The 26,404-nt window shown below is 69.8% G+C and carries 24 protein-coding genes, 1 tRNA gene and 1 pseudogene; 8 read left to right on the forward strand and 18 right to left on the reverse strand.

Annotation, left to right across the window (positions count from 1 at the left end):
• The first annotated feature begins 196 nt into the window (after positions 1 to 196).
• Positions 197 to 652 (forward strand): AlbA family DNA-binding domain-containing protein, encoded by a 456-nt coding sequence (locus tag LZ199_RS31885; protein WP_253997535.1) that lies wholly within the window; start codon positions 197 to 199, stop codon positions 650 to 652.
• A 5-nt stretch (positions 653 to 657) separates the two neighbouring features.
• On the opposite strand, the pseudogene LZ199_RS31890 reads toward LZ199_RS31885, so the two are convergent.
• The 3 genes and pseudogenes from LZ199_RS31890 to LZ199_RS31900 all read right to left on the reverse strand — a co-directional run.
• Positions 658 to 984, reverse strand: a pseudogene (locus LZ199_RS31890) (transposase domain-containing protein); the annotation flags it as partial.
• Positions 969 to 1,109, reverse strand: coding sequence for a hypothetical protein (locus tag LZ199_RS31895; protein ID WP_253997716.1), 141 nt, complete (start codon positions 1,107 to 1,109; stop codon positions 969 to 971). The pseudogene LZ199_RS31890 and the gene LZ199_RS31895, both read right to left, overlap by 16 nt.
• A 531-nt stretch (positions 1,110 to 1,640) precedes the next feature.
• Positions 1,641 to 1,713: transfer RNA gene (locus tag LZ199_RS31900), tRNA-Asn, on the reverse strand.
• A gap of 193 nt (positions 1,714 to 1,906) precedes the next feature.
• On the opposite strand from LZ199_RS31900, the gene LZ199_RS31905 reads away from it, so the two are divergent.
• The 6 genes from LZ199_RS31905 to LZ199_RS31930 all read left to right on the forward strand — a co-directional run bounded on the left by LZ199_RS31905 (position 1,907) and on the right by LZ199_RS31930 (position 8,118).
• A complete protein-coding gene (locus LZ199_RS31905; RefSeq protein ID WP_253997536.1) occupies positions 1,907 to 3,049 on the forward strand; it encodes an RsmB/NOP family class I SAM-dependent RNA methyltransferase in 1,143 nt (380 codons plus the stop codon).
• A 110-nt stretch (positions 3,050 to 3,159) separates the two neighbouring features.
• Entirely contained in the window at positions 3,160 to 4,059 is a 900-nt protein-coding gene (locus LZ199_RS31910) for a S66 peptidase family protein (protein ID WP_253997537.1), read from the forward strand.
• Entirely contained in the window at positions 4,056 to 5,246 is a 1,191-nt protein-coding gene (locus LZ199_RS31915) for a serine hydrolase domain-containing protein (protein ID WP_253997538.1), read from the forward strand. Before LZ199_RS31910 ends, LZ199_RS31915 begins: the two co-directional genes overlap by 4 nt.
• Complete coding sequence (gene mpl / locus LZ199_RS31920; protein ID WP_253997539.1) at positions 5,239 to 6,711, forward strand: UDP-N-acetylmuramate:L-alanyl-gamma-D-glutamyl-meso-diaminopimelate ligase; 1,473 nt, start codon at positions 5,239 to 5,241, stop codon at positions 6,709 to 6,711. Before LZ199_RS31915 ends, mpl begins: the two co-directional genes overlap by 8 nt.
• A gap of 1 nt (position 6,712) precedes the next feature.
• Positions 6,713 to 7,273: a TlpA family protein disulfide reductase gene (locus LZ199_RS31925; RefSeq protein ID WP_253997540.1), complete on the forward strand. Its 561-nt coding sequence runs from the start codon at positions 6,713 to 6,715 to the stop codon at positions 7,271 to 7,273.
• 17 nt (positions 7,274 to 7,290) lie between these two features.
• Positions 7,291 to 8,118 carry an inositol monophosphatase family protein gene (locus LZ199_RS31930; protein ID WP_253997541.1) on the forward strand — a complete coding sequence of 276 codons (828 nt, stop codon included), beginning with the start codon at positions 7,291 to 7,293 and terminating at the stop codon, positions 8,116 to 8,118.
• Between the two features lie 6 nt (positions 8,119 to 8,124).
• On the opposite strand, the gene LZ199_RS31935 is transcribed toward LZ199_RS31930, so the two are convergent.
• The 15 genes from LZ199_RS31935 to mglB form a co-directional block, all read right to left on the reverse strand.
• The gene (locus LZ199_RS31935) at positions 8,125 to 8,514 is read right to left on the reverse strand and encodes a hypothetical protein (RefSeq protein WP_253997542.1); all 390 of its coding nucleotides are present in this window, start codon (positions 8,512 to 8,514) and stop codon (positions 8,125 to 8,127) included.
• A gap of 56 nt (positions 8,515 to 8,570) precedes the next feature.
• A complete protein-coding gene (locus LZ199_RS31940) occupies positions 8,571 to 9,518 on the reverse strand; it encodes an ATP-grasp domain-containing protein (RefSeq protein ID WP_253997543.1) in 948 nt (315 codons plus the stop codon).
• Complete coding sequence (locus LZ199_RS31945; protein ID WP_253997544.1) at positions 9,515 to 10,381, reverse strand: hypothetical protein; 867 nt, start codon at positions 10,379 to 10,381, stop codon at positions 9,515 to 9,517. Before LZ199_RS31945 ends, LZ199_RS31940 begins: the two co-directional genes overlap by 4 nt.
• Before the next feature lie 36 nt (positions 10,382 to 10,417).
• Positions 10,418 to 11,032: a polysaccharide biosynthesis/export family protein gene (locus LZ199_RS31950; protein ID WP_253997545.1), complete on the reverse strand. Its 615-nt coding sequence runs from the start codon at positions 11,030 to 11,032 to the stop codon at positions 10,418 to 10,420.
• A 49-nt stretch (positions 11,033 to 11,081) separates the two neighbouring features.
• A complete protein-coding gene (locus LZ199_RS31955) occupies positions 11,082 to 12,344 on the reverse strand; it encodes a hypothetical protein (RefSeq protein WP_253997546.1) in 1,263 nt (420 codons plus the stop codon).
• 151 nt (positions 12,345 to 12,495) lie between these two features.
• A complete protein-coding gene (locus LZ199_RS31960; protein WP_253997547.1) occupies positions 12,496 to 13,056 on the reverse strand; it encodes a hypothetical protein in 561 nt (186 codons plus the stop codon).
• 87 nt (positions 13,057 to 13,143) lie between these two features.
• Complete coding sequence (locus LZ199_RS31965) at positions 13,144 to 13,590, reverse strand: cyclic nucleotide-binding domain-containing protein (RefSeq protein ID WP_253997548.1); 447 nt, start codon at positions 13,588 to 13,590, stop codon at positions 13,144 to 13,146.
• 41 nt (positions 13,591 to 13,631) lie between these two features.
• Positions 13,632 to 14,978 (reverse strand): AgmX/PglI C-terminal domain-containing protein, encoded by a 1,347-nt coding sequence (locus LZ199_RS31970; RefSeq protein ID WP_253997549.1) that lies wholly within the window; start codon positions 14,976 to 14,978, stop codon positions 13,632 to 13,634.
• Between the two features lie 3 nt (positions 14,979 to 14,981).
• Entirely contained in the window at positions 14,982 to 15,278 is a 297-nt protein-coding gene (locus LZ199_RS31975) for a hypothetical protein (protein ID WP_253997550.1), read from the reverse strand.
• A 6-nt stretch (positions 15,279 to 15,284) separates the two neighbouring features.
• Positions 15,285 to 16,727 (reverse strand): tetratricopeptide repeat protein, encoded by a 1,443-nt coding sequence (locus LZ199_RS31980; RefSeq protein ID WP_253997551.1) that lies wholly within the window; start codon positions 16,725 to 16,727, stop codon positions 15,285 to 15,287.
• The gene (locus tag LZ199_RS31985; protein ID WP_253997552.1) at positions 16,724 to 20,101 is read right to left on the reverse strand and encodes a tetratricopeptide repeat protein; all 3,378 of its coding nucleotides are present in this window, start codon (positions 20,099 to 20,101) and stop codon (positions 16,724 to 16,726) included. Before LZ199_RS31985 ends, LZ199_RS31980 begins: the two co-directional genes overlap by 4 nt.
• A complete protein-coding gene (locus tag LZ199_RS31990; RefSeq protein ID WP_253997553.1) occupies positions 20,101 to 22,509 on the reverse strand; it encodes a tetratricopeptide repeat protein in 2,409 nt (802 codons plus the stop codon). Before LZ199_RS31990 ends, LZ199_RS31985 begins: the two co-directional genes overlap by 1 nt.
• 16 nt (positions 22,510 to 22,525) lie before the next feature.
• On the reverse strand, positions 22,526 to 23,260 hold the full coding sequence (locus LZ199_RS31995) for a dihydrolipoamide acetyltransferase (protein WP_253997554.1): 735 nt from the start codon (positions 23,258 to 23,260) through the stop codon (positions 22,526 to 22,528).
• A 115-nt stretch (positions 23,261 to 23,375) separates the two neighbouring features.
• Positions 23,376 to 23,963 carry a gliding-motility regulator Ras-like GTPase MglA gene (gene mglA, locus LZ199_RS32000; RefSeq protein WP_253997555.1) on the reverse strand — a complete coding sequence of 196 codons (588 nt, stop codon included), beginning with the start codon at positions 23,961 to 23,963 and terminating at the stop codon, positions 23,376 to 23,378.
• An 11-nt stretch (positions 23,964 to 23,974) separates the two neighbouring features.
• Positions 23,975 to 24,454 carry a gliding-motility regulator GTPase-activating protein MglB gene (mglB, locus tag LZ199_RS32005; RefSeq protein ID WP_163866756.1) on the reverse strand — a complete coding sequence of 160 codons (480 nt, stop codon included), beginning with the start codon at positions 24,452 to 24,454 and terminating at the stop codon, positions 23,975 to 23,977.
• Positions 24,455 to 24,795: 341 nt separating this feature from the next.
• Between mglB and LZ199_RS32010 the strand changes: the two genes are divergently transcribed.
• Positions 24,796 to 26,307, forward strand: coding sequence for an MSCRAMM family protein (locus LZ199_RS32010; RefSeq protein ID WP_253997704.1), 1,512 nt, complete (start codon positions 24,796 to 24,798; stop codon positions 26,305 to 26,307).
• The last annotated feature ends 97 nt before the right edge of the window (positions 26,308 to 26,404 follow it).

Consider the following 26,404-nt stretch of genomic DNA (forward strand, 5'->3'; position numbering starts at 1 on the left):
ACGGAGGGCGCGGGAGCCAACACCGAGAACGCGCGCTCCACCGCCGCCTTCACCAGCCGTTGCTGCTCCACCAGGTGCTCGTGGACCAGTCGTTCAATCTTCGATTCCAGCGTCGCAGTGGGTTTCGGTTGCATCCGCCACGGGTTGCACACCGCGACGACGGCCTCAACACCACCCCTGAACGGTTACGCTCAAGGTGCTGCACACGCTCTGCGCCTTCGCCAACGACTTCCGCAACCTCGGGGGAGGCTACGTCGTCATCGGCGTCGCGGAGAAGAACGGACGCCCCGTCCTGCCACCGGTCGGCGTCACGCCGGAGGAGGCCGACCGCATCCAGAAGGAGCTCCACAACCTCGGACACTCGGCCATCTTCCCGGCGTACCACCCGCTCGCCGTGCCCTACGTCGTCGACGGCAAGTTGGTGCTGGTGCTCTGGGCGGCGGGCGGGCGCACGCGCGCGTACCGCGCGAAGGCGTCGCTCGCGAAGGACAGCACCGAGACCGCGTGGTTCATCCGCCGGAACTCCAGCACCGTGAAGGCGACGGGCGCGGACCTTGAGGAATTGCTGAGCCGTAACCGTCCGGCCAACGACGTGTCGGACGGATTGAAGACGGACCACGACCGTGCTCGGCGAGCGCCGCGAAGAGCGTGAGCGGTTCAGGGACTGGGCTGGAGGGGCGACTCGGGCGGGTCGGCGGTGCGTCGCCGCGTCCACTCGTGGGGGAGCAGCTCAAAGATTCGCGAGTGGGGATGCGTCTGCACGCGCAGCAGGACGTCGGCCAGGTACGCCTCGGGATTGACGCCGGTGGCCTCGCAGGTGGCGACGAGGGCGTGGAGGCCCGCGAGGTTTTCGCCTGCGGCCGCGTGGCCGACGAAGAGGAAATTCTTTCGGCCCAGCGCTGCCTTGTGCAGCGCGGCCTCGGAGCGGTTGTTGTCCAGGGGCAGGCGCGCGTCGGAGGCGAAACGCGTCAAGGCGTCCCACTGCTGCCGTGCGACTCTGCCTCGGAGAGCATCCACAGCTTCGCCTCTGCCGAGTAATGGCGCCGCCGTCCTCCTGGCTCGGCACCATCCGCCTCCGGGGCGACCTCTGTCGTCTTCTTCTCCATCATCAGGCCCGCTTTCTAGCCGAACGAGCCTGTCCGACTCTTCAGGGGGCTACACCACACCCCCGTGAAACGGCAGTGGAGGCGGCTGATCCGAGGCTTCCGAAAGTGCCTTCACTTTGAGTGTTGATTGGGAGGGTTCCCCGATCTTGCGCCGCCCCCTTTGGGACCAGCAAAGCACGTAAGAGACGCAACCAGAAAGCAGAGAGAGATGCCTTCCCAGAAACTTCAGAGCGGAAAGAGCGGGTCTCCGGGGGAATATTGTTAACCACCGCCCCAAAAGTTAACAGCACTTGTTAACCACTCTCGGCCTCTCTCTCCCCAGAACGGGTGAAAGAGCGGTCCAGAGAGCCCAATCAGCGGCGAAGGAGAGGGGCATCTCGCTCTGCGGAGTTGAGAGCCGAGAGCGCCCTCTTCAGCACCGCGAGCCGAAATCCCTTGGGATTCAGCGGCTTAAGCACAAAGGCCCCGCGATATTCATCGCGAGGCCCGTGTTAAACAAAAAGGCCCTGCCAGTTGGCAGGGCCTTTCAAGAAGCTCCCCGACGTGGACTCGAACCACGGACCTAGTGATTAACAGTCACCCGCTCTACCGGCTGAGCTATCGGGGAATATGTCCTCGCTGTGGTAACGGCGCCGCAGCGATGACGCGCTTTCTAGAGAACGGAGCCCCCTCTGTCAACTGTCCCGTTTGATCCGCTCTCCCGGCTCCAGCGTCCACCCTGGTCCGCCCTCGCCGGGCTCGCCCCCGTTTCCTCCGAGGCCATCTCCCTCGTGCTCGCCGGCTCCCTCGCCGAGCGCGTCGTGGATCGCACCCTCCGTGCTCATCGCTCCCTCTCCCGCGACCAGCGCCAGGCCCTCAAGGAGGCCATCTTCAACGTCGGCCTCTGGCGCCGCCGCCTCGCCTTCCTCCTCGACCAGGACGACGCTCCACCCCCGCTCCTCCTCTTCGCCTTCCTCCACGGCCTCGCCCGCGTCCCCGCCCCTGAGGCCGCCTCGCTCGCCGGGGTAGGGGAGGGCATCCCCATCCTGAACCCCTCGCCGCCCCCCTCGCTCGCCCTCCGCTACTCCCTCCCGGACTGGCTCGCCGACCACTTCTCCCGCGAGCTCGGCCCCGACGCCGACGCCTTCTGCGCCCACCTCAACGTCCCCGGCCCCATCACCCTCCGAGTCAATCCACTCCGCTCCTCCCGTGAGGAACTCGCCGAGCGCCTCCGCTCCGAGGGCGTCTCCACCCTCCCGGGCCCCTGGAGCCCGCTCGCCCTCCACATCGAAGGGCCCCGCCCCAACCTCTACGCGCTGCCCTCCCTCCAGGAAGGTCGCTTCGAGGTCCAGGACGAGGGCAGCCAGCTCCTCGGCCTCCTCCTGGAGGCCCTCCCCGGCGAAACCGTGGTCGACCTGTGCGCGGGCGCCGGGGGCAAGACGCTCCAGCTCGGCGCCGCCATGCGCGACTCCGGCCGCCTGTTCGCCCATGACCCCGACCCGGAGCGGCTCGACCGACTCCTCCAGCGCTCCTCCCGCGCCGGCCTCACCCGCGTCCAGGTCCTCCGCACCCCTCCCACTCCGGGCCTCGGCGCCGACCGCGTCCTCGTGGACGCTCCCTGCTCGGAGCTGGGCTCCCTCCGCCGCGGCCCCGACCAGCGCTTCCGCATCACTCCCGACGTCCTTGCCCGCTTCCCTCCGCTCCAGCTCGACATCCTCCAGCGCGGCGCGGACCTGGTGCGCCCGGGCGGACGGCTCGTCTACGCCACCTGCACGGTGAATCGCGCCGAGAACGAGGACGTCGTCTCCGCCTTCCTCGCGGCTCGGCCCGACTACCGCCTCCTCCGTCCCGGCGCGGGGTGGCTCTCCGAGGCCTGTCTTCGCGACGGCTTCCTCTTCGTCGCCCCCCATAGCCACGGCACCGACGCGTTCTTCGCGGCCGTCCTGGAGCGCTCGGCCGGGTAGGGGAGGGGGCTTCGAGCGACCGCAGTGTCCGCGTTCCGACGTCCGGGAGTACTCAACGCTCCCGGCTCGAATCCGGATGCCCGCCGTCCCCCCGGTGCTATGAAGCGCCCGTGCGTTGGCTCAAGCCCCTCCCGCTCCGCCCCCGCGACACCGTCCACGTCGTCGCTCCCTCCGGACCCTTCGACCGCCCCCTCTTCGACGTCGGCCTCGCCGTCATCGCCGAGCGCTACTCCCCGGTCCTCCGCCCAGACCTCGGCTCCGCTTACCGCTACCTCGCAGGTGACGACTCGCGCCGCGGCGATGAGCTCTCCCACGCCCTCCTCGACTCCTCCGCCCGCGCCATCTTCTGCGCCCGCGGTGGCTACGGCAGCGCCCGTCTCCTCCCGCGCCTTCCCCTCGCCGCCGCCGCGCCGAGCCTCTTCACTGGCTTCTCCGACCTCACCTCCGTCCACGCCGCCCTCCAGGTCCTCGGCCGCGTCTCCATCCACGGGCCCGTCCTCACCCAGCTCGGCAAGCAGCCTCCCGAGGTCCGCGACTACTTCTTCCGCCTCCTCGAGTCCCCCGAGGCCCCGCCTCCGCTCACCGGCACCGCCACCTACGTCCCCGGGACCGCCGAGGGCCACCTCGTCGGCGGCAACCTGTCCGTCTTCGCCACCCTCCTGGGCACCCCGTACCTGCCGCCGCTCGACGGCGCCGTGCTCCTCCTCGAGGACGTCACCGAGCGCCCCTACCGCCTCGACCGCATGTGGACCCAGCTTCGCCTCGCCGGCGTCTTCTCCCGCGTGCGCGGCATCGTCCTCGGCGACTTCACCGCCTGCGAGGAGCGGGGCACCGACTACACCAGCGGCGACGTCCTCAGAGACCTCGCACGCGAGTCGGGCGTCCCCTGCGCGGCGGGCTTCCCCATCGGCCACGGCACCCTCAACTACCCCGTGGCCCTCGGCACGCAGGTCCGCCTGGACGCGGACTCGGCCCGGCTCACGTTCCTCGAAGGAGCCGTGCGTGCATGAGCGCCCCTCCTGAACAGCACCCCATCGCCGTCCTCCAGACGCTGCTCGACGAGGCCGTGGGCATCGGCGTCTTCCCCGCCGCCCAGGCCGTCGTCCTCCACCGGGGCGTCCAGGTCTTCGGCGGCGTCGCGGGCAAGGTCACCGGCGACACGCGCTTCGACCTCGCCTCGCTCACGAAGGCCCTCAGCACCACCGCCCTGTTCCTCCGCCTGTGGACGGAAGGGAAGGTGGGGCCGGAGACCCTCGTGTCCCGCTACTTCCCCGGCTCGCCCGTGGGTGACGCGGGCGCCACCGTCGCGGACCTGCTCTACCACCGCTCCGGCCTGCCTCCCTTCGTCCCGTTCTTCGCCCAGGCCCTCACCGCGCACCCCGAGCTGCTCGACGCCACCTGTCCCTCCGCCACGCGCTCCCGCGTCCGCGACGAGGTCCTCCAGGCTGCCGCCTCCACGCCGCTCGCCGCCGCGCCTCGCACCCGCACCGCGTACAGCGACGTGGGCTTCATCCTCCTCGGCGAGATTCTCTCCCGCGCCGCCAACGCCCCGCTCGACACGCTCTTCTCCCGCCACGTCGCCGAGCCGCTCGGCCTCTCCGCCCGCTTCCACCGCCTCACCGACTTCCCCGCCGACGCCATGCCCGCGCCCACCGGCGCCACGCGCCCTCGCGAGCCCGCGCCCGGCCAGGAGACGCTGTGGAAGGACGTGCCCACCCAGCCCACGCGGCCGGGTGAAGTGGACGACGACAACGCCTGGGTGATGGACGGCGTCGCCGGACACGCGGGTCTCTTCGGCACCGCCGTGGACGTGGCCCGCTTCGGTCAGGCCGTGCTCGACGGCTGCGCGGGAACGAGTCCCGTGATTGCGCCGGGCCCGCTCTGGCACCGCGCGCTCGCTACGGATGCGCTCGTGCACGGCAGCACGCGCTCCATGGGCTTCGACTCACCGTCCCAGGTCGGCTCCAGCGCGGGCCGCTTCGTGGGCGACTCACCTCCGGGCGCCGTCGGGCACCTGGGCTTCACCGGAACGAGTCTCTGGGTGGACCTGCGTCGCTCGCTGGTGGTGGCGCTCGTCACCAACCGCGTGGCGCTCGGTCGCCAGGAGCTTCGCATCCGCGACTTCCGACCCGTCTTCCATGACTTCGTCGTGGAGGCGCTCGGCCTCACCAGCATCTCGCAGGGAACGCATGGCTGACGACAACGGTAACGTCCTCGACACCCTCGAGCCCGGCAGCGTCCGCCGCGTCCACCTGGTGGGCGTGGCGGGCACCGGCATGGGCTCCTTCGCTGGAATGCTCAAGGCCGCCGGCTACGAAGTCACCGGCAGCGACGAGAATGTCTACCCACCCATGAGCGACATGCTCAAGGCGTGGGGCATCCCCGCCGCCTCGCCCTACCGTCCGGAGAACCTGGACGACGCGAAGCCGGACCTCGTCATCATCGGCAACGTCATCCGCCGCGTGAATCCCGAGGCCACCGCCGTCCGCGAGCGCGGCCTCAAGCAGATGAGCTTCCCCGCCGCCCTGGGCTCGCTCTTCCTCGCCCGCTCCCACTCCGTCGTCGTCGCTGGCACCCACGGCAAGACGACGACGTCCTCCATGATGGCCCACGTCCTCGTCGAGGCCGGCAAGGACCCGTCCTTCCTCGTGGGCGGCGTCACCCAGAACTACTCGGGCAACTACCGCGTCGGCAAAGGGCCGCACTTCGTCGTCGAGGGCGACGAGTACGACACCGCCTACTGGGACAAGGGCTCCAAGTTCCTCCACTACCGTCCGCGCACCGCCATCCTCACCAGCGTGGAGTTCGACCACGCGGACATCTTCCGCGACCTGCCCCACTACGAGGCGACGTTCGAGAAGTTCGTCCGGCTCATCCCCCAGGACGGGCAGCTCGTCGTCTGCGCCGCGTACCCCAACGCCGTGAAGCTCGCGCGCGAGGGCTGCCAGGGCCGCGTCGTCACGTACGTCGCGAAGGAGGGCGCGGACGCGGACTACGTCCCTCGCGAGGTCTCCTTCGGTGCCAACGGCGCGCGCTTCCAGGTGGTGGAGCGGGGCACGGTGCTCGGCACGGTGGAGCTGCCCATGGGCGGCCTGCACAACGTGGAGAATGCGCTGAGTGTCATCGCCGCCGCGCGCGGCCTGGGCCTGTCCTTCGACGAAATCGCCAAGGGCCTGTCCACGTTCCAGGGCGTGAAGCGCCGGCAGGAGCCTCGCGGCGAGCCGAATGGCATCCTCGTGGTGGACGACTTCGCGCACCACCCGACGGCCGTGCGAGAGACCATCGACGCCATCCACCACCGCTACCCGGAGCGCCGGCTGTGGGCCATCTTCGAGCCCCGCTCCAACACCAGCCGCCGCAACATCCACCAGGAGGACTACGCCCACGCCTTCACCGGCGCGGCCCGAGCCAGCCTCAAGGTGCCCGAGCGCCATGACAAGGTGCCCGTCGGCGAGGAGCTCGACGTGCGCAAGCTGGTGTCCGACCTCCAGGCGCAGGGCATCGCCGCCGAGGGCTCCACCGACGTGCAGGCCATGGTGGACCTGGTGGCTCGCGAATCCCGCCCCGGTGACGTGCTGCTCGTGATGAGCAACGGCGCCTTCGGTGGGTTCATCGAGAAGCTGCTCGTGGCCTTGAAGGCCCGCACGGGCGAGACTGCCTGACATGCGCCTCCCGCTCACCGTCCTCCTGGGTGTCCTGTCCCTCACGGGTTGTGCTCGCAGCAGCACGATGCCGTCCCTCACGCCCCCCGTGCCCGGTGGCGCGGAGGAGCAGGGCACGCAGGTCTCCAGCACCCAGCCGCTCGTCTTCCAGGTGAAGCGCTACCCCGGTGGCGAGCCGTATGACCTGGTGAGCGACAGGGGCAGCGTGGTGCTCATCGATGTGTGGGCCACGTGGTGCGAGCCGTGTCGGGACGCGCTGCCCTTCTACGAGAACCTCGTGCGCGAGTACGGCGCCAAGGGCCTCAAGGTCTACGCGCTCAACGTGGACGAGGACGCGCGCGCGATTGCGCCGTTCCTGAAGGAAGTGAAGGTGGGCCTGCCCATCCTCGTCGACGAGAACGCTCGCGTGGCCGAGAGCACGCTGAAGGTGCGCGGCATGCCCACGACGTACGTCGTCGACAAGCGCGGCGTCGTGCGCCACGTCCACGAGGGCTTCAACGAGGAGTTCCTCACCAAGTACCAGACGGAAATCGAAGCGCTGCTGGCCGAGCCCGCGCCGTAGCCCGCTCAGGAGACGTCATGGCTGATACGGCCCCGGAGACTCCCGCCGAGCTGCGCCGCACCGCGGAGGAGGGGGCTCGGCTCGCGGGCCGCATCCTCGCCGACCGCTTCCTGGGGGAGCGCACCATCGAACTCAAGGGCGGCATCGACCTGGTGACGGACGCGGACCGCGCTTCAGAAGAGGCGTTGCTCGCCTTCCTGCGCGAGCGCCACCCCACCCACGCCATCCTCGCGGAGGAGAGCGGCGCGACGGCGGGCACGGATGGCCTGCGCTGGCTGGTGGACCCGCTCGACGGCACCACCAACTACGCCCACCGCGTGCCGCACTTCTGCGTCAGCGTGGCGGTGGAGGGTCCTGACTGCGTGCTGGCCGGCGCCGTGTATGACCCGATGCTGGACGAGCTGTTCTCCGCCGCGCGAGGGGAGGGCGCCACGCTCAATGGCCGCCCGCTGCGCGCCAGCACCGTGGACCGGCTGGACAGGGCGCTGTTGTGCACGGGCTTTCCCTACGACGTCCGCGAGAAGCCGGAGGGGCCGGTGGGCCTCTTCACCCGCTTCGTCCTGCGCGCTCAGGGGATGCGCCGCACCGGCAGCGCCGCCATGGACCTGGCCTATGTGGCCGCGGGCCGCTTCGATGGCTTCTTCGAGTTCGGCCTCAAGCCCTGGGATATCGCCGCGGGCTCGCTGCTCGTGGAGGAGGCCGGAGGCGTCATCCGCCATGTCACGGGCGCTCCCTTCAGCGTGATGCGCGGAGACGTCATCGCCTCCGCGCCCACGCTGGCCCCGGTGCTGCTCGCCGAGGCCAGGCACTTCATCGACGAGCTGGGCTGGACACCCAAGCCCTGAGCTGAATCAGCCGCGCAGCTCCGACAGCGCCCGGGCGAAGGCGTTCGCGGTGGCGCCCTGCGCCCCGACTTCCCGCCCGTGCTTCTTGGACTTGTCGGCGTTCATCTTCCGGTGCGCCTCGTCGCGGGCGTCCTTCTCCGCGTGCGTGGCCTTGTCCTCGATGTCCTTGCCCTTGTCGGTGATGGCGTCCGCCAGCTTCTTGCCGCCGTCGGAGGCCTTCTTGCCCGTGTTGATGACGCCCATCAGCGACCACTGCTCGGCGAGCGCCGCCTGCACGGCCTCACACAGCTCCTGCGCACTGTTGCCCACCGTCGGCGCCGCGACGTGCCCCGCCTCCGCCAGCTCCGGCAGGTCCTGCGACGAGATGAGCCCCGCTTCAGTCGTCTTGTTCGACATGGTGTACTTCCCCCTGGTGATTTCCGAGATTCCCAGGTCCTCGGAAAATTACAGCGTCATGAGCTTATCGAAGTGCGGAGGAAATCCGCAAGTACCCGGGCGATAGGGAGTCCAGCGTGCTGCTCGAACCACATGAAGCCCGGGCAGGTATTCACCTCCAGGCAGACCCAGTCCTCGGGCCTGGAGGAGCCTCCTGGGGGCTCGATGAGGTCGATGCCGGCCAGGTCGACGCCGAGCGCCCGTGACAGCCGGCGGCAGGCCTCGGCGACGGGCTCGGGGAGCTCGGTGGCGCGGAGGTCCACCGTGTGGCCCGTCATGTCGGGGTGGCGGTAGTCCAGGGCCTGCGTCTCCGCGCGACAGGCCAGCACGTGGCGCGCGCCCACGACGTGGGCCCGGATGTTGGTGCCCTGGATTCGCTGCTGGAACTGGTGGGGCGCCAGCGGCTGGCCGGGCCGTGCGGAGGCGCGGGTGGCCTCCCACGACACCTGCTTCACCAGGGAGCGCTCGTCGCTGACGGACTTGATGACGGGGTCGCCGTCGAGCGCCTTCGCGAAGGGCTCCCAGCGCTCCCAGGTGCCTCCCACCAGGGTGTCCGGCACGCGCAGGCCAGCGGCGAGGATGGCGGCGTACTGACAGGGCTTGCTGCCATTGGAGAGCATCGCCGTGGCGCGGTTGGCCACCGGGCCGGGGAAGAGGTCGAGCAGCGCCGCCGCATGGGCCTGCTCGGCGCGGACCTCCGGCGTCCGCTGTTGCTCCACGTTGCCCGTCCCCAGCCGCGAGTAGATGCCGGAGATTTCCTCCAGCCCGACGCGCCACGTGGGGAAGCGCACCGCGCCCCGCAGACGGCCCGGCCCCGAGGGGCCCTGCGGCAGGTCCAGCTCCAGGCGCACCTGGCTGCCCAGGTGGCGCTCGTCCACGAAGAGGTACTCGCGCTTCGTGTCGGTGAGGTGCTTGAGGAAGAACGCCGTCAGCAGCTCATCCACGGGGCCCATGACGAGAATCATCGCGCGTCCTCCCGGCTCGCCAGTCGCTCACGAAGGAAGCGCTCCACCTGCGCGAGCGCCACGGCGTCCTCCTGGGCCAGCAGGCGCTCCAGCCCCTCAATCGACGTGCCCAACTGGAGGGCTGTCCACCGCGCAACGGCGTCCGGTGTGCCCGAGGGCACCAGCAGGACTTCCAGGACGTCGGCGCCGCAGGCAGTGGCCAGGCGCGTGAGGTCCCTCTCCAGCGCCGGCGGGAGCATGGGAGGTTCCTCCTCGAACTCCAGGGGCCAGAGCGAGACATGCGAGCCCACCACCAGGGCCTGTCGCAGCGGACCGGGCTCGGGCACCGTCCACCACACCTGCCCCATGCTCGTCTCCGCCTCCTCGGGCCAGCGAGTCCAGCGCTGCCCGTCCTCGGGCGGCGCGCCCAGGTGGAAGTGCGGCGGCGCGAGGACGCTGTCGGCCTCCGGTGAGGGCAGCTTCTGGGCGAGCATCCGCCACATCGCCGTCGTCCAGAGCGGCTGGAGCAGGCCGCGGCGGTTGATGACGCGCGCGGGGCAGCACGTGTGGAAGGCCTCACGCAGAGCCTCGTGCTCCGAGTCCAGGTAGTCGCTCTCCGCCGGGGGCAGGGGACCTTCGGCGATACACCAGAAGACGTCCTCGGGCCGCAGCTCCAGGTCACCCCAGGGCCCCAGGAGGCCCGCGCGGAAGCGTCCTCCGACGACTTCCACCCAGGGGGTGACGCTGGAGCCCCACTCGCGCATGGAGACTTCGACGACGCGCAGGCCCGCGCGGTGGGCCTCGGCGCGCAGCACGTCGCGCACGAAGGGAAAGGACTCAGGGCCGACGAGCACCAGGTGGGGCATGCGCACGGGATTCTGCACCGTGCGAGGTGCTCCGCGCGCTGGGTGCCGCGCGACCTAGAAGAAGCTCTCCGGCACGAAGACGATGTCGCCGGGCTGGAGCATGAAGTTCTTCTCGCGCCCCACGCCGATGTCCTCGACGGGCACGCGAATCTTGCGCTCCTGGCCGTCCACCACGCGCGTCACCAGCGTGTTGTTCTTCGCCGCCAGCTTGGTGAAGCCGCCCGCGAGGGTAATCGCCTGGACGATGGACATCTCTCCATCCACCGGGAAGGTGCCGGGCTTCTGCACTTCACCGAAGACAAACACCTTGTGCGAGTTGTACTCGCGAATGAGCACCGACACCTGTGGCCGGCGCACGTAGCGCGACAGGCACTCGCGCAGCGTGTCCGCCGCGGTGCTGGGCGTCGTCCCGCGCAGCGGCACCTTGCCGCACAGCGGGTAGTCGATGGTGCCCTCGGGCGACAGGCGCCACGTCCCGGAGTGCTCGGGCTCCTGGAAGACGCGCACCTCCACCACGTCGCCGGGCCCCAGCGTGCCGCCTCCCGAGCGGGCCTCTCCCGCCTCGGCCGCCGGCGTGGGCGTGGGGGGCGGAGGACGCGGCGCCGAGCCGAAGCACGCGGACAGCGCTCCCGACAGGAGCAGGGCGATGCAGAGGCGGAGGGTTCTCATCCGAGAGGAGACCTCGTGGGCGGGGAAGCTTCCCCGGCGCTGCGGGGGCTCAGTACGTCACCGAGAGGCGAGCGTACCCCTCGTGACGCGTGTAGTTCAGGCCGCCGCCATCCACCGAGGAGGAGCGGTTGCTCAGCATGTAGCCCGCGGCGCCGGTGAGCCACGGACGGAACTGGTACTCGGGCCCCACGTCCACCGTCACCACCGTGTCGCCACGGCTGCCGGCGAAGCTCAGGAAGTCCACCATGCCCACCGCGTGCAAGGTCAGCTTGCCACCCATCAGCGCACGGGCCTCCGCGGAGAACCTGTCGTCGCGGAACGTGCCGTAGGCCGCCACCGGCTCCAGCCTGCGCAGGTAGCCCCCCTTGAACGTCAGCGTGGGGCTGAACAGGTAGGTGCCCTCGAGCTGGCCAATCACCGTCCCGCCGCCCGTCGCCCCGAAGTTCTGTCCCCAGCCCGCCTTGGCCGTCACCGCGACCTTGGGCGACACCAGGCCCGCCACGCCGATCATCGCGCGCAGCAGCGTGGCGCTGGGGCCGCCGTCGTTGAAGTAGCGGCGCACGTCCACGCCGGTGTCGAGCACCAGCGCCGTCTTCGGCAGGAAGCGCCAGCGGCTCTCCACGCCCAGGTGCAGGTTGCCGTAGTTGAAGCGGTCCGCGCCGACGGGGTCGCACACGCTGTCGCCACAGTCCGCGGGCGCCGAAGCCGCCAGCGGCTCGAAGAACTCCATCGCGTAGGCCACGCCTGGAGTCACCTCCACCGCGCCTCCACCCGGCCGCCACGGAGCCCTCACCTTGGCCTCGTTGTAGAGGCTCAAGATGCCCGCGCCGATGGCCGCCGTGCGCGTCCGGTCCGAGCGCACGAACTGGTCCGACAGCTCCAACGACAGCGGCGCCTCCGGGTTGATGCGCGCCAGCAGGTCCGCCGCGCCCTCCATGTGCGAGGCCGCGTTCGAGCCCTGCGTCATCAGGCCCGTGAAGAGCACGTAGTCCAGGTTGGCGTTGAGGTTGAACGCCAGCCGGGGCGAAGGGATGTCCAGCCGGAAGCCCGGCCGGAAGTGCATCACGAACTCTCCCGACAGGTCCGGCGACACGCCTCCAGGGAACTCCTGGCCCTCGCGGCCGAAGTAGCCCACGCCGCTGTCCAGGCGCGTCTCCAAATCGAAGTACGGATGCAGCCGGCCGTTGCCCACCTTGAAGCCGTTGCCACCCGTGGGCGGCGGGGACGCCAGGTCCTGAGCCATGGCCACGGAGCCGAGCGCCATCAGCGCCAGCCCGCAGACCGTGCCCCAGAATGTCCCTCTCAGCGTCATGGCTCGCAGTGGCTTCCCAGTGAGAGGGCGTACCCACTCCCACCTTTCATGCGGATGGCCTCGGGCGTCATAGCACGCGCGATTTCAGAGGCCGAAGAATTGTTCGACACGGGACTTGGACTCGCCCGGAGGGCCGGAGGGCGCACGGGACTCAGTTGATGGGGCTCGCGGGCGGCGGCCTGACGAAGATGTCGTCGGGAGGGGGCGGGCGAGTGGGGTCACCGCCAGGCAGGTTCTCGGGCTCCTCCACCTCGACGAAGAGGTTCTCGTCGGTGCGGAAGGCGAGCTGGCCGATGCACTCCTCGGCCTCCGAGCGGAGCTGACCGACCTTCTGCCGGGCGATCATGACCTTGGTGTATTCGTGCTCGCTGGTGGAGACCTCGCGCCGGGTGAGGGACTCCTGGAGCGACACGTCCGCCTGCTCGGAGATGCGCAAGAGGCCCTTGATTTGCGTGAGCTTCTCGTTGGCGCAGTTGAGCTTCACCACGTCCTTGGTGCGGCGCGCCTCCTCCACCTTGCCGATCACCTGGCGGAGCACGTCTCGCATCACGCTCAGCGCCTGGGTGCTGCGCTCCAGCTTCTGCGAGTCAGGCACCTCGCTGGCCTTCTCCAGGGCCACGGCAGCGGGGGGCGCCCGGGGCGAGGGCACCGGTCCCTGCGCGACGGCCACGCCCGTGGCGACGATTGCAGCGACCATTCCGACAGTGCGCATACGCCTCTCGGCTCTCCCGGCCCATCCCATTGCGTCAAAGCGTAGAAGGCGGGGGGAGGGGTGTCAACGCGACAACCCTCCAGTTATTCAGTGGTTACCGGAGAGGCGGGCATTGGCCTCACGCAGTCGAGCAGCCAGGCTTCGCGCGATGTTGACGACGACGAAGGTGAAGCCCTCGGCGTGGTGCTGGCGGAAGACGCGCAGGTCGCTGGAGGTGAGCTGGAGCAGGTGGGCCTGCGTGCGCGCGCGGACGGTGGCGGAGCGGTAGTCCTTGTCGATGAGGCCCATCTCCCCGAAGAACTCGGGATGGGACAGCACGGCCAGGGCCTGGGGCGCGCCATCGGCGCCTTCGCGGACGACCTCCACCTGGCCCTCGACGACGACGAAGAGGCTGTCGCCCAAATCTCCTTCCGCGAAGATGACCTCGCCGGGGGCGCACTGCCGCGTCCGGGCGAGCTCCGCCAGGCGGTCCAGCTCCACGGGGGAGAGCATCTCGAACAGCGGTGAGGCGGCGATGACTGCCAGCTTCTCCATGGTCCCCTCGGAGCCCGCGCCAGGTGCACCGACGCTGGAGACTACCCCGTTGGCGAGAAGACGAAGGGGTAGGACACGGTGGCGGCGGACTCGGGCTTGAACGGGAACACCCAGCCGCGGATGGCGGCGCGGATGCAGCTGGCCACCGCCTCGCTGCCGAGCGTGTTCTCGTCGATGTCGAAGTCACCCACCCGACCGGACGGGGTGATGGAGAAGCGCACCACCACCTTGCCCTTGAGGTTGGGGTTTCGCTTGAGTTCCTTCTCGTAGCAGCTCTGGATGGCGCCCTTGCGCGCGCGGACGTAGCGGGCGAGCGCGTCGCGGTCCACGTCGGAGCTGTCGACCTCCGGCGTCGAGTCCTGCACGCGGCCCTTCACTTCGACTTCCTTCTTGGTGCCCAGGTCCACCTTTCCGCCGCCCTGGGTGCCCAGCTCGCCGATGCCCGTCACGGTGCCGGTGCCACCGCCGCGCGGGGTGTTGCCCTTGCCGACGGCGGCCTCGGTGGCCACGCCCACGCCGCCCGCGCCCTGGAGCGCCGCGACGATGTCGTTGCCACCGCTGGCGTTGCCCAGCACGTCCTGGAACGCGCCGGTGCCCGAGCCCTTGGAGCCGAGCATCTTCAAGAGGCCCTTGTCGGAGACCTTCTTCACCATCTCCGCGTGGCGCTCGGCGGCGGCGGCCGACGCGGGCTTCTCCGACGCGGGCTTGTCCGCGCCGTCCTTCGGCTCGGTCGGCTTGGGGTCTTCCTTCGGTGTCTCGGCGGGGCCCGGCGTGGCGGGCTTCACGGCTTCGATGGGGCGCTGGGGGATGATGGCGCGCACGAAGCGGTCATCGAGCTGATCCAACGCGAGCTCCTGCTCCTTGGGCGCTTCAGCGGAGAGGATGATGGCGGCGCCGGAGAAGTGGACGAGCAGCGAGGCCGCGAGGATGCCGAAGAAGACGCGGTCCATCGTCTTCCAGCGGCTGACGCGGATGTCCGAGGGCATCAGCGGACGCGCTTCCTCGGCCAGGGGCGTGACGAACTGGAAGAAGAGGGTAGCGTCGCCCAGCTCCACCTTGCCGCGCGCGGTCTCCTGGAGGGGCAGGACGTAGAGGTCGCCGCGGCGCGAGGCGAGCCCCTGGGAGCGCAGGGCGTCGAAGTCCACGTCGGAGGAGCCGAGGTTGACGCGGCCCTTCATGGACTCGTTGATGACGAGCAGGAACTGGTGGCCCTGGTGCTCGAACACGCTGAAGCGCGCGGGCCGGTCGTCCGAGGCGGGCAGGACGATGGTGTTGCGCGCGTCATGGCCGATGGTGACGCTCTCGCGCCGGACGTGGTGCTCTTCGACAATCTGGCCGTTCTGGATGAGGCCGACGCGGAGCAGCTTGGAAGGTGACGGGGCGGCCATGGCCTAGAAGGGCTCCTGCTCGACGCTCTTCTCGACCTTGGGCACGAAGCTCTCCGTGCGGTTGAGGTCGTCGAAGCTCAGGTTGGAGCGGGGGAGGATGTAGAACGCCTGGGGCTTCTGGATGCGGCCCTCGACGGTGAGCGCGTCCAGGCGGATGACCTTGCGAGGCGCCTTCTTCGCGGGCGCATTGTCGCTGCTCGACGTGGCTCCGCCGGTGCCGGGCGCGGCGGACTTGCCTGAGTCCTGCGCGAGCACGGGCGCTGTGGTGAGGAGCACGAAGAGGGCGAAGGGGGCGCGCATGCGGTCCTAGTTCTTGTCGGTGGCCAGCTTACCCGAGCCGCTCTTCGAGGGCGCGGTGCTGGAAGCGGGCTCGGGCTGGGACACCGGCGCGGGGGGCGGAGTTCCCTCCGAGGGTGCTCCGACGTGCGCGGAAGGTGCTGGGGTGGGGGCGGGTTGCGCGGCCGGAGCGGGACTCTCAGCGGCCTGCTTCGCCTGTTCGCGCTCGGCCTTCTCCTGCTCCGCGGCCTTGCGAAGCTGGTCCTTGCGCTCGCGCTCCAGCCGCCGCTCCTCGCGCTCGATGCTCTTGCGCGCGTCCTTCGTGTACTGGGGGATGCGCTCGTCGCGACCGCCCTGGGCCTCGTAGCGCTCGAAGTAGGTGATGGCCGTCTTGTACCGCTGGACGGGGTCCACCCCTGGCGGCTCCACGTCGAGGAACAGGATGGCCAGGTTGAAGAACGGGTCCGGCTGACCGGGGCGCAGCGCGAGCACCTGCTCGTACTCGGCCTTGGCGCGCTCGAACTCACCCTGGCCCCGGTACGCATTGCCCAGGTTGAGGCGCGCGGCGGCGAAGTCGGGAGCGGCGCGCACCGCGGCCTCGAGCTCGGCGACGGCGGCCGGGTAGTCCTGGGCCTCGTTGAGCAGCGCGCCGAAGTTGTTGCGTGCCTCGGCGAAGTCGGGCCGGAGCTTCGCGGCCTCCTTGAACTCCTCCAGCGCCTGCGGGCCGACCTTCAGCGCCAGGTACACCAGCCCCAGCGCGTTGCGCGTGGCCGCATCCCCGGGCGAGATGTCCCGCGCGTTCTCAAGCACCATGCGCGCCAGCTCGTGCTTGCCCTCGCGGTAGTACACCTGCGCGAGCACCTGCATGGCGCGCGTGTGCCGCTCGTCGAGCCGCAGGGCCTGCTTCGCCTCGGCGGCCGCGGGTCCCAGCTTCTTCTGCTGGAGCAGGGTGATGGCGAGCACCGTGCGCAGCGGCACCGAGTCCTGCTTCGCCTCCACCAGCCCGCGCAGCTCCGTCTCCAGCGCCGCCGAGCGCCCCGTGCGTCCATACAGGCGCGCCAGGCAGTCCCACGCGGACTCCTGCTCGGGAGCCACCGCCATCGCCTGGCGATACGAGCGCTCCGCGTCCTCGTGCCGCCCGAGCCGCTCCTGGACGATGCCCAGGTTCGTCCACGCGTAGTCGAGCTTCGGGTTCTGCGTCACCAGCGCGCGCAGCGCCGTCTCCGCCGCCGTCAGCTCTCCGGCCCGTGCAATCGCCACGGCCTGGTCGAAGTCCTGTGTGGCGCTGCGCGGCGGAGGCTCGACGACGGTGGGCGCGGGCTTCGCGTTCTCGTCGACGGGGGCCTGCGCTGCTGCTTCGGAAGTGGGGCGCGTCTCCGGGGCGGAGGCACACGCGGACAGCCACAGCCCCGAGGACAGGAACAGCGCGGTGAGGGCGGAGGCCCCCTGCGTGCGGCGTGGCGCGGAGCTCACGGCTTGGCTCCCCCGGTGATGCGGCTCTCGTCCGTCGACGCGGGGCGGGTGGGGCCGCTCACGCTGCCGATGAGCCCGTCCGGGTAGGCGGCGTCGGCCGCGAGCGCCTGCTTGGGCTCCTTGAGCACCGGGTACTCCTTGGGGCGGAAGCGGTTGAGCGACTCCAGCGTGCGCCGCGTCCACTCGTTGGAGACGCGATTCTTCCGAGCCTCCGCCAGGGCGACGGCATAGCTCTCCACGGCCGCGTCCTCCAGCTCCGCCGTGTTCTGCGCGAGCAGGTCCTGGTACGTCACCACCGCTTCCTCACCCAGCCGCTTCACGTCGGGCGGCACGGGCGTCTCGATGATGGTGTTGGCGAAGCGCTCCAGCGCGTAGCCGGAGCGGTAGGCCGCCGCGAGAGACCACTCGAGCTGCTTGTACGGATAGACGCGCGAGTACGCGTCCTTCACCGTCTTCACCGCCGCGCGCTTCACCGCGAAGCTGCGCACCAGGGCCTTGCCCCAGCCGCCAATCTTCAGCTTGTCGAACGTGCGCAGCTCCGCTTCCGCCAGCTGGAAGCGTCCATACGCCGCCGCGTTCGCCGCGAGGGGATGGGTGTCCGGCTTGAGCTTGCGTCGGTCGAACTCGCTCGCGGCCTGCGTATAGGCGCGCTGGGCTTCCTTCTCGTCGCCGAGCTTCTGGTGCGCATCACCCATGCGCCGGTGCGCGTCCACCACCAGCTCCACCTGGCCGGGCTTGTTGGCGAACTTGCGCACGAACTCCTGGAGCGCGCGGACCTCGCCGCGAGGGTCGCCCTGCTTCTCCAGCAGGATTGCCGCGCGGTACTGGTTCTTCGGCGCGTCCTCGGCGGCGGGGAACAGCTCCGCGTAGCGCAGGAACGTCGCCGCGGACTCCGCGTAGCGCTGCTGGCCTTCGAGCAGGCGCGCGGTGTTGAAGAGCGCCGCCTCCCGGTCCTTCGACGCGGGGTAGTCCTTCACCAGCTTCTGGTAGCTGACCACGGCCTTGTCGAAGTCGTAGGACTTCTCCGCGTTCACCGCCACGCGGAACAGCGCCGCGTCCGCGAGCGGAGAGGAGGGGTACTCGCGATAGATGCGCTCGTAGAGCTTCATCGCGGAGTCGAAGCGCCGGGTGTTCTCGTGCGCGACGGCCGCGTTGTTGAGGGCCTTGTCGGCGAACTCGTGCCGGGGCTCCTCGTCGACGAGCTGGATGTACTTGCGCGCGGCCTCCTCGTGCTTGCCCTCGGCGAGGAGCTGGTCGGCCAGCTTGAAGCGGCCGGCGAGCTTGAACTTCACCAGCTGCTTGTGGAGGTCGCTGGACGGGTCGATGACCTGCGTGTTGCTGGCCAGCCTGGCGCTGACCTCCTCCACGCTGCGCCAGTCCTTGTCGATGAGGAACGTCTCCACGGTGAGGTTGGTGGCGTAGCGGGCCACCTCGCTCCTTGGCCACGTCTGGATGATGCGCTCGAAGCGCTTGCGCGCCTCGGGGAAGTCGTCGTGCGCGTAGTACAGCTCCGCGGCCTTGTAGGCGATGCCCGCGGCCTTCGCGTCGCGCGGCAAGAGCGCCACGTACTTGTCGGAGGCGGACACCAGCTTCTGCTCGGTGGGCGCCAGCGGCACGGGCTTCACCGCCGAGCCCTCGGGCCGCTCGGTGGAGCGCAGCGGCTTGAGGTCCTGCGCCCTGCCGGCCTGGAGGTCCTGCGCGAGCAGCTGCTGCCACGCGAGCACCGCGCTGTGCGCCGCCTCGTCGCGGTGCTTCTCGCTCACGCCGGTGTCGCGCACCAGCTCGTAGCTCTTCGCGGCCTCGGCGAACTGGAAGGAGAAGTAGAGGCACTCCGCGTAATAGAAGCGCATCTCGCCCGCGCTCTTGCTGCGCGGGAAGCGCTCCAGGTAGTTGCCGTACGCGCGCGCGGCGGTGGCGAAGCCCGCGCTGGCCTGGTCGAACTTGCCCTCCTTCTTGAACACCAGCGCCTGCTGGTGGTGGAAGGTGGCGCTCGTGTACAGGCTCTTCTCGACGAGCGTGTTGGCCCGTGAGAGCGCGTCCGGGTCGCCCTGGTTCTTCGCGTACCAGGCGGTGCCGGGCTGGTAGAGGCTGGCGAGCCGCTCCGACTCCGTGAAGGACTCCGCGAGCAGCCTGTCCCGCTCGTAGGCCAGGGCGATGCGCTGCTGGAGCTCCGGCGCGTCCGGCGCCAGGGGCTCCTTCTGGAGCACGCGCTGATACGCGGCGATGGCGGCCGGGTGGTTCGTCTGGTCGAAGTAGACGTTGCCCAGGCGGCGGTACACGTCCGCCTCGTAGGGCTTGGGGCCGCGCTTCGCGAAGAGGGCCTGGGCGCGAGGCAGTCCGCCCCACGTCTCGTCCGCCAGGGAGATGGCCACGTACTGGAGGGCCTCGTCGCGCAGGTCTCCGCCGGCCTCTGCTTCGCCCTTGGCGACGCGCTGGGCCTCGTAGAAGTCCACCAGCGTGAGGAAGGACTCCACCGCTTCGTCGAAGCGGTCCATCCGGTAGTACGTCCAGCCCAGCTTGTAGAGGGCCTTGTCGTAGAGCGGATGCAGCGTGTCGCGGGCGGCGGCCTCGAAGGCCTGCGCGGAGCGGGGCAGCGCCTGCGGGTCCTTGTAGTTGTCGAACCAGTACTCGCCGATGCGGACCCACGCCTCGGTGGCGAAGCGGCTTCGCGGGTAGCGGGTGATGAGCTGCTGGTAGGTGCGGAAGCTCTGGTCGACCTCCTCCTGCTCCTCCAGGCAGTAGCCCAGCAGGTACCAGGCGCCGTCGTTGAGGCGGTACGTCGGATAGTCCTTCAGCAGCCGGCGGTACAGCGCGATGGAGTCCCCGTAGTCCTTCTTCGGCTCCACGGGGAAGGCCGAGTCGGGGTTCTTGTCGTGCGCCTCCAGCCTGTCCCGGTACTCCTTCATCGCGAGCTGGTGCTCGTCCTGCGAGCGCTCGTAGTACAGCTCCGCCAGCCGGAACATCACGTCCGGCGTGTAGCGCGGCTCTTGTGGGTAGCGGCGGAGGAACTCCTCGAAGCGGACGATGGCCTCCATCCGCTCCTTGCGCTCCTGGGCCTCGAAGTCCCGGATGACCTTCTCGTACGAGGACGCGAGCGAGTCGCGCTTCTGCTCGTACTTGCGCTCCATCAGGAGCTGCACCTCGCGGCTGAACTCGCGAGACTCCTCGTCGTACGTGCGCAGGGCGCGGCTGACGTCCTGGAGCAGCGTCTCTTCCTCGGGCGTGCGGCCCAGGCCCGTCAGATATCTCGCGTCCGGTGTCCCAGACGGACTCTCCACCTGGGCGGGGGAGGCTGCTTGCGCGGCGGGGGCCTGCGCCTGGGCGGCGGCGGGCAGCGAGGCCATGGAGAGCAGCACCGCGAGCACGCGCCGCATCACCGTCCCTCCTCCGACAGCACGTCCCGGAAGTCGGCGTCCAGCGCGCGCAGCGCCTCGGCCTTCTGCGCGGACACCTTCTGGATGTTCGTCGTCTTGTCCTGCTTCTCGGTGAAGGCCACGTCCACCACGCCCACGTCCGCCTTGAGCACCAGGTCGTAGAACTGCCGGCGCACACGGCGGATGCTGTCGTAGGCGATGCGGCCCACCAACTGCTTCGCGTTGCCGGACACCGCGGCGACCTCGGCCTCGTAGCGCTCCAGCAACTGCTGTTCGGCCAGCACCTTGCCGCGGATGCGCTGTCCCTTCTGGTCCACCTTGGCCCTCAGCGCGGCCTGCGCCTCCGCCACTCGCTTCTTCAGCGCCAGGCCCCGCTCCCGCACCTGATGCGCGTGGGTCAGCACGGCCGTGGGGGACTGCCGCCGCTCCACCTCGCCGAGCACCTCGTGTTCGTCACGCAGGGCCGCCGCGTAGCGGACCCGGATGGCCTGCTCTCCGGAGAGGGAGGCCGCCGCGTTGTTGCGCTCGTCGGTGAGCCGGCCTCGCGTCCGGTCCAGCTCCGCCTGGAGGTCGTTCAGCGTCTGGACCTCGCCCTGGAGCTGCACCAGGAACTCGCGCTCCTCGTCCGGCGGCGTCTGGCGGAGCAGCCGCGTGTCATCCACCCACTTGCGCACCGAGGAGGCGATGGCGTGCAGGCCCTGAATCTCCGTGCCCAGCCGGAAGGCCTCGCGGTCCACCGCGTCCACGCGGTACTGCATGCGGCGCAGCCGCTCCTCCATCTCCTTCTGCGTGGTGGGGAGCTTGCCGAAGCGGGCGGCCAGCGCATCGCGCTCGCGGCGCAGCAGCTGGAGTCTGTCTCTCTCCTGCGAGGTGAGCGACGGCTCCAGCGCCAGTCCCTCCACCTCCACCAGCGCGGCTTCCGCGTGCGTGACGGCCGTCTCCACCGCGTCCGCGCGCGTGAAGCCCGCTTGCAGCTCCGGGAAGGTCTCCAGCTTGCGTGCGTCCAGCGCGCGGAGGATGCGGGCCGCCAGCTCCCGTGCGTCGACCGCGCCCTTCTTCCCGGTGTCGATGTCGCCCACCATCTTCACCGCGCTGCTCACCTCGCGCTCGGTGGAGGCGTACTTCAGCGCCAGGGGCGGCAACAGCGTGCGCACATCGGGGACGGTGTCCGTGCGCGCCAGGAGCCGCTCGAAGTACGCGACGGGGTCCCGATTCGCATTCAGGAGCAGGTCCACCTTCTCGCGCACGGGGCGGAAGGTGCCGATGAGCTCGTCGTACGCGGCGATGGCCTCGTCGTACCGCTTGAGCTTCTGGAGCAGGTGTCCCTGGAGGAGCTTCGCCTCGGGCGCGAGCCGCGCGTCGGGGGCGACCAGCAACAGGATGTCGATGGCGTTCTTCGCCTCCTGGTGGTTGCCCTTGCGCACCTGCGTCCACGCGATTTCGTAGAGCGACTCCGGGAAGGACTCGCTGTCCTGCGGCACCTGGCCGTAGCGGTCCAGCGCCTCGTCGAAGCGGCCCGCCTCGTACAACAGCCGCCCCAGCGACATCAGCGACAGCTCTCGGATGCGCTTCGTGTCCGTGTCCGTCGTCGAGCGGGTGACGGGCTTGCCCGGCGTCGCGACGGGCGCGGCGGTCTGCTCGGTCGACAAGGGCGTGAGGAGCTGCTGGAACTGGAGGATGGCGAGGGGCAGCTCGCCGGACTGCATCGACAGCACCGCCATGTGGTAGCCGGCCTGGAGCTGGTACGGGCCACCGGGGCTTTGGGCCAGCGGCGCGAAGGCCGAGCGCGCCCGGGTGATTCGCTCCGAGGCGGGCAGGTCCGTGCGACGGAAGAGCCACTTCGCCTGGACGTACTGCACGTCGGCCGGAAGCTGACCGCCGAACAGCGTGCGCGCCTGCTCGACGTACGCCTCGACGCCGTCGAAGAGGTTCAGCCTCCCGGAGATGGCCAGGAAGCGCGTGAGGGCGTCGCGGTGGCGCGCCGACGGCGTGGGCTGCGACAACAGCTCGCGCAGGTAGAGCCTGGCGCCGATGTCGTTCTTCTGCTGGTACAGCGCGTCCGCGAGGAAGTAGAGCGCGTCCGCGTAGCGCGGGTGGCCGCGAAAGCCCGGGTCGCTCACCAGGTCATAGAAGAGGACGGAGGCGGCGTTCCAGTCGCCGAGCAGGTACTGAATCTCCGCGTCGGAGTAGCGCCGCGAGCGGGCCTGTTCCTCGTCGGGCTCCGCGCGCTGGCTGTACTGCGTCTCCACGAAGCGCAGGCTCTCCTCGGCCAGCTGGAGCTGCTGCTCCACGGAGCTCAGCCGCTGCTCCAACTGCTGAGGAGTCGGCGGTGGGGGAGGGGGCTCGGCGGCCCAGGCGGAGGATGCGCCCATCAGGCCGAGCGCGAGGGCGAGAGCGCGAAGCGACACGTTCACCGGCGGGCCCCTACCGCGCTTCAGTGGAGGTGGCGGCAGGGGGGCTTGCGCCCGCTTCGCCGTCGATACGGGGCGCCGAGTCGCGCGACAGCTCGATGTCGTAGCGCACCGCGGGCCGGTCCTTCATGTCCAGCGTGAGGCCGCCCTGCTCGAAGCCCACCACGCGCACCGAGGACACCTTTCCCGGCTCCGCGTTGAAGGTGTAGCTGGATTGCACCTTGAACTTGTAGCCCTCCAGGTAGCTGAAGACGCCGAAGCCGCCGCCGCGATAGACGAGCCGCACCGCGAGCTGGTGCTGTCCCGGGACGATGCGCCCGTTGAAGACCTCGAACTGCTCGCGCTTGCTCAGCTCTTCGCCCTGGATATCCACCTGCGTGAAGATGGGCGCGCCGTCCAGCGCGTACGTCACCGACTCCAGGATGAAGGAGCTGCCCATCTCGTTCTTGTGGACGATGAGCGCGCGAGCACCGGTGGTGACGTCTCCGCCCAGCACCGTCTCCTGGAGCAACAGGAGCCGCGCCTTGGAGCGGTAGATCTTCTCCTTCAGGTCGACGACCTGCTCCTCCAGCGTCTTCACCCGCGCGTTGAAGGCCTCGTCCGCGGTGCTGTCCGCTTCAGGGGAGGCCGCGGGGTCCGCCGAAACGGCCGCGGGCGCCGAGGGGCGCGACTCCTGCGCGAGCACCGCCCCACAGAGGGTGGCGCTCACGAGCGCGAGGAGGCGAAGGGTGGCGGCTGCGACACGCACTGTGCGACCTCAGGAGGCGGACGGCCCGGCCCGTCGGCAGCAGGTTGTAACACCCTTGACCGCGGGGCGTCTTCTCACCCGCGGTACGGGAGTTGACTGCCCGGCTGCTCCCAGCTCAGCCGCCCTTCTTCAGCTCCGTGAGCACCAGCTTCGCCACGGCCTTGAGCGTGTCGAACACGCCCACGCCCGTGGGCGCCACGGCCTGGTACTCGGGGATGTTGCGCGGGTTGATGGCCTTGCGCATCTCCTCCATGGACACCGCGTTGGGCAGGTCCCGCTTGTTGTACTGGAGGACGTAGGGAATCTTGTTCAGGTCGTAGCCCTGCTCGGCCAGGTTGATGCGCAGGTTCTCGAGCGACTCCATGTTCGCTTCCATGCGCTCAATCTGACTGTCGGCCACGAACACGACGCCGTCCACGCCCTTGAGGATGAGCTTGCGGCTGGCGTCGTAGAACACCTGGCCGGGCACCGTGTAGAGGTGGAAGCGCGTCTTGAAGCCGCGAATCTCACCGAGCGACAGCGGCAGGAAGTCGAAGAAGAGCGTGCGGTCCGTCTCGGTGGAGAGGGAGATGAGCTTGCCCTTCGTCTCGGCCGCCGTCTTGTTGTAGATGTACTGGAGGTTGGTCGTCTTCCCGCAGAGACCCGGCCCGTAATAGACAATCTTGCAGTTGATTTCGCGGGATGAGTAGTTGATGAAGGACATGGCTTCCCGGGTTACTCGCTGAAGAGGTTGTCGATATCGTCGTCGGAGATCTCGGCGAACGGCGACCCGGCACCCGGGGCGTCCGTCTTCTTCACCAGACTCTCGAAGATCTTCGTGAGCTCGTCGCTGGCCTTCTTGATGCGAAGGCGGACGAGGCCGAGGCTGGTGCGGTTGTCGAAGATGACGACCAGCACGACCCGGCTGCCGACGATGGTCATGTAGAGCGAGTCCTTCGCCCCCTCATGGAACTGGTTGGGGAACTCGTTCTCACCGATCAGCTTGGCGAGTCCGCCCATCGCCGCCACGTTGCCGGCCGTCAGCGAGGCCAGGGACGTGGTGTCGATGTTCTGCGTCTGCCCGGCCGAGGAGATGAGTTGCCCGTTCTTGTCGACGAGGAACACCACCTTCGCGTTCGCGTCCTTGGTGAGCCGGTCGCAAACGGCGTTGATCTTGGTGAACTCCTCTTCGTACATCACCAGTTGCGTGCCCATGGGCGTATGCGCTCCTCAGCGTTCGCTCGCCCGTCTCACGGCAACACCCCGATTGTTTCTGGAGTGAATCCCGGAGGTTAGACGAGGCGCTACCGACGGTGAGGATGCTTAGCAAAGCCCCTCCACTCCAGCAAGAAGCCATCCGCGCGTCGGGGTGAGAACACGCCCGGCATCCAGCCCCCGCCACCCAGGGGGTTGCCGTCAAGCGCCTTGGAGGGCTTTCTGAAAGCCCGGACGGGGCCGGTTTGGGAGTGCTCGCGGCTTTCTCTATACTCCGCCGGGCTTTGACGCCCCCACGCCCCCTTGCCCCCATCCTGGCGCGTCTGGCGCCCTTGCTGTTGGTGCTGGTCGGCTCCCCGTCCGCTCGGGCGGAGGAGGTGCGCGAGCGTGCCTCGCTGCGCCTGCGCTACGGCGTGGCCCTCCGGAACGGAGCCCAGGCGGATGTAGGGCCTGGACTTACGTATGACGGCTTCACGCCGAATGATCTGGCGGCGGTGGGCTCGGTCTGGGCGGGCTCCTGGCTTGGCGGGTGGGCGGCCGTGCAGCGGGAGGGGTTTGATCTCAAGGAGGGCTCGCTGCGGATCACCGGCGGCAGCCTGCTGCGGGCGTCGGTGGGCCCCAAGGTGCGCACCTGGCTGGGGCCGCTGCGGGCGGAGGTCGGCGCGGGCTACGGCTTCGCGCAGCTTCCGCACTTCGGTGCGTCCTCGGAGCCGGTGCTGTCGCGCGGGGTGCGGCATGCGGCGCTGGTGACGGGGAGCCTGCGGCTGCCGCTGTTCACCCGGTTGGAGGTGGAGGCGCGGGGCGAGGTGCCGGTGTCGCTGGCGGTGCGCGACTCGGCGGGGACGAAGGCGGAGGCGAAGGGCTTCGCGGCGGGGGGCGCGCTGCTGTTCCCGCTGACGGGGACGCAGCGGTGGTCCGGCACGTTGCTCGTGGACTTCCAGCACGTGCAGGACACGGTGACGCTCGCGGATGGGACCCGGTCCGAGCAGCGCATGCGCCGGGTGGGCGCCGCGCTGGAGCTGGCCTGGAATGATGCGCCCGAGGCTCGGGCTCCGGAGCCGGCACCACTTCCCGCGCGGGCGCCAGCGGGCGGGCTGTCGCTCCAGGTGCTGGACTTGGAGTCGGGAGCGCCGCTGTCGGGAGCGCGGGTGGTGCTGGTGTCGGGAGGCGTGGAGGGCGCGCCTCGCGAGGCGGATGCGCAGGGCACGCTGGAGGATGTGGAGCTGCCCCCCGGTGACGTCGTGGCGCGGGTGAGCGTGGAGGGCTACGAGCCCGCCGAGGGTCGAGTCACCGTGGAGGATGGTGGGCGCGTGGCGCTGGCGGTGCGCGCGCGCAAGCTGCCTCCGGCCACGGGGGGCCTGAAGATTACGGTGGTGAGCGCGGGCAACGGGGTGCCGTTGCCGGGTGTGCGCCTGACGGTGGGGACCGTGGAGGTGCGCACGGACCTGAAGGGCGAGGCGTGGGTGAAGGCGCTGCCGCCGGGGCCGGTGTCCGTGGTGGCGAAGTCGCAGGGCTATCGTGTGGCGGAAGAAGCGGCCGTCATCGTCGCGGGGCAGGAGACGAAGCTGTCCGTGCCGCTCGCGTCGGAGCGCAAGGGTGAGCCGGCGACGCTCACGGGGCAGGTGCGCAGTGCCCGGGGCGGAAAGCCCGTCGCGGCCACGCTGCTCATTCCCCAGGCGAAGGTGAAGGCGCGCACGGACGCCAAGGGCGCGTTCACCTTCAAGGTGAAGGGTGGCACCTACCGCATCACCATCTCCGCGCGCGGCTACCTGTCGCAGTCCAAGCTCGTCACCTTGAAGGATGGCGAGCAGGTCATCTTCAACGTCGACCTCTTCCCGAGGCAGCGGCGGTGAGCGACATGCCTCCTCGGCTCGTGGCCTCGCTGAAGGAATGCGAGCGGCCCTACCTCAACGTCGATTTCTCTCCGAGGACGCACCCGTGAGTCTCCTG

The organism is Myxococcus qinghaiensis (genome assembly GCF_024198215.1).
In the GTDB taxonomy this organism is placed as follows: Bacteria; Myxococcota; Myxococcia; order Myxococcales; family Myxococcaceae; genus Myxococcus; species Myxococcus qinghaiensis.

Bases quoted from the DNA above. Each gene is read 5' to 3' on its own strand.
- LZ199_RS31970 (WP_253997549.1), bottom strand. From the start codon at position 14,978: ATGGCCGCCCCGTCACCTTCCAAGCTGCTCCGCGTCGGCCTCATCCAG.
- LZ199_RS31895 (WP_253997716.1), bottom strand. From the start codon at position 1,109: ATGATGGAGAAGAAGACGACAGAGGTCGCCCCGGAGGCGGATGGTGCC.
- LZ199_RS31965 (WP_253997548.1), bottom strand. From the start codon at position 13,590: ATGGAGAAGCTGGCAGTCATCGCCGCCTCACCGCTGTTCGAGATGCTC.
- LZ199_RS31960 (WP_253997547.1), bottom strand. From the start codon at position 13,056: ATGCGCACTGTCGGAATGGTCGCTGCAATCGTCGCCACGGGCGTGGCC.
- mglB (WP_163866756.1), bottom strand. From the start codon at position 24,454: ATGGGCACGCAACTGGTGATGTACGAAGAGGAGTTCACCAAGATCAAC.
- LZ199_RS31940 (WP_253997543.1), bottom strand. From the start codon at position 9,518: ATGATTCTCGTCATGGGCCCCGTGGATGAGCTGCTGACGGCGTTCTTC.
- mglA (WP_253997555.1), bottom strand. From the start codon at position 23,963: ATGTCCTTCATCAACTACTCATCCCGCGAAATCAACTGCAAGATTGTC.
- LZ199_RS31915 (WP_253997538.1), top strand. From the start codon at position 4,056: ATGAGCGCCCCTCCTGAACAGCACCCCATCGCCGTCCTCCAGACGCTG.
- LZ199_RS31950 (WP_253997545.1), bottom strand. From the start codon at position 11,032: ATGAGAACCCTCCGCCTCTGCATCGCCCTGCTCCTGTCGGGAGCGCTG.
- LZ199_RS31935 (WP_253997542.1), bottom strand. From the start codon at position 8,514: ATGTCGAACAAGACGACTGAAGCGGGGCTCATCTCGTCGCAGGACCTG.
- LZ199_RS31985 (WP_253997552.1), bottom strand. From the start codon at position 20,101: ATGCGGCGCGTGCTCGCGGTGCTGCTCTCCATGGCCTCGCTGCCCGCC.
- LZ199_RS31975 (WP_253997550.1), bottom strand. From the start codon at position 15,278: ATGCGCGCCCCCTTCGCCCTCTTCGTGCTCCTCACCACAGCGCCCGTG.
- LZ199_RS31955 (WP_253997546.1), bottom strand. From the start codon at position 12,344: ATGACGCTGAGAGGGACATTCTGGGGCACGGTCTGCGGGCTGGCGCTG.
- mpl (WP_253997539.1), top strand. From the start codon at position 5,239: ATGGCTGACGACAACGGTAACGTCCTCGACACCCTCGAGCCCGGCAGC.
- LZ199_RS31930 (WP_253997541.1), top strand. From the start codon at position 7,291: ATGGCTGATACGGCCCCGGAGACTCCCGCCGAGCTGCGCCGCACCGCG.
- LZ199_RS31925 (WP_253997540.1), top strand. From the start codon at position 6,713: ATGCGCCTCCCGCTCACCGTCCTCCTGGGTGTCCTGTCCCTCACGGGT.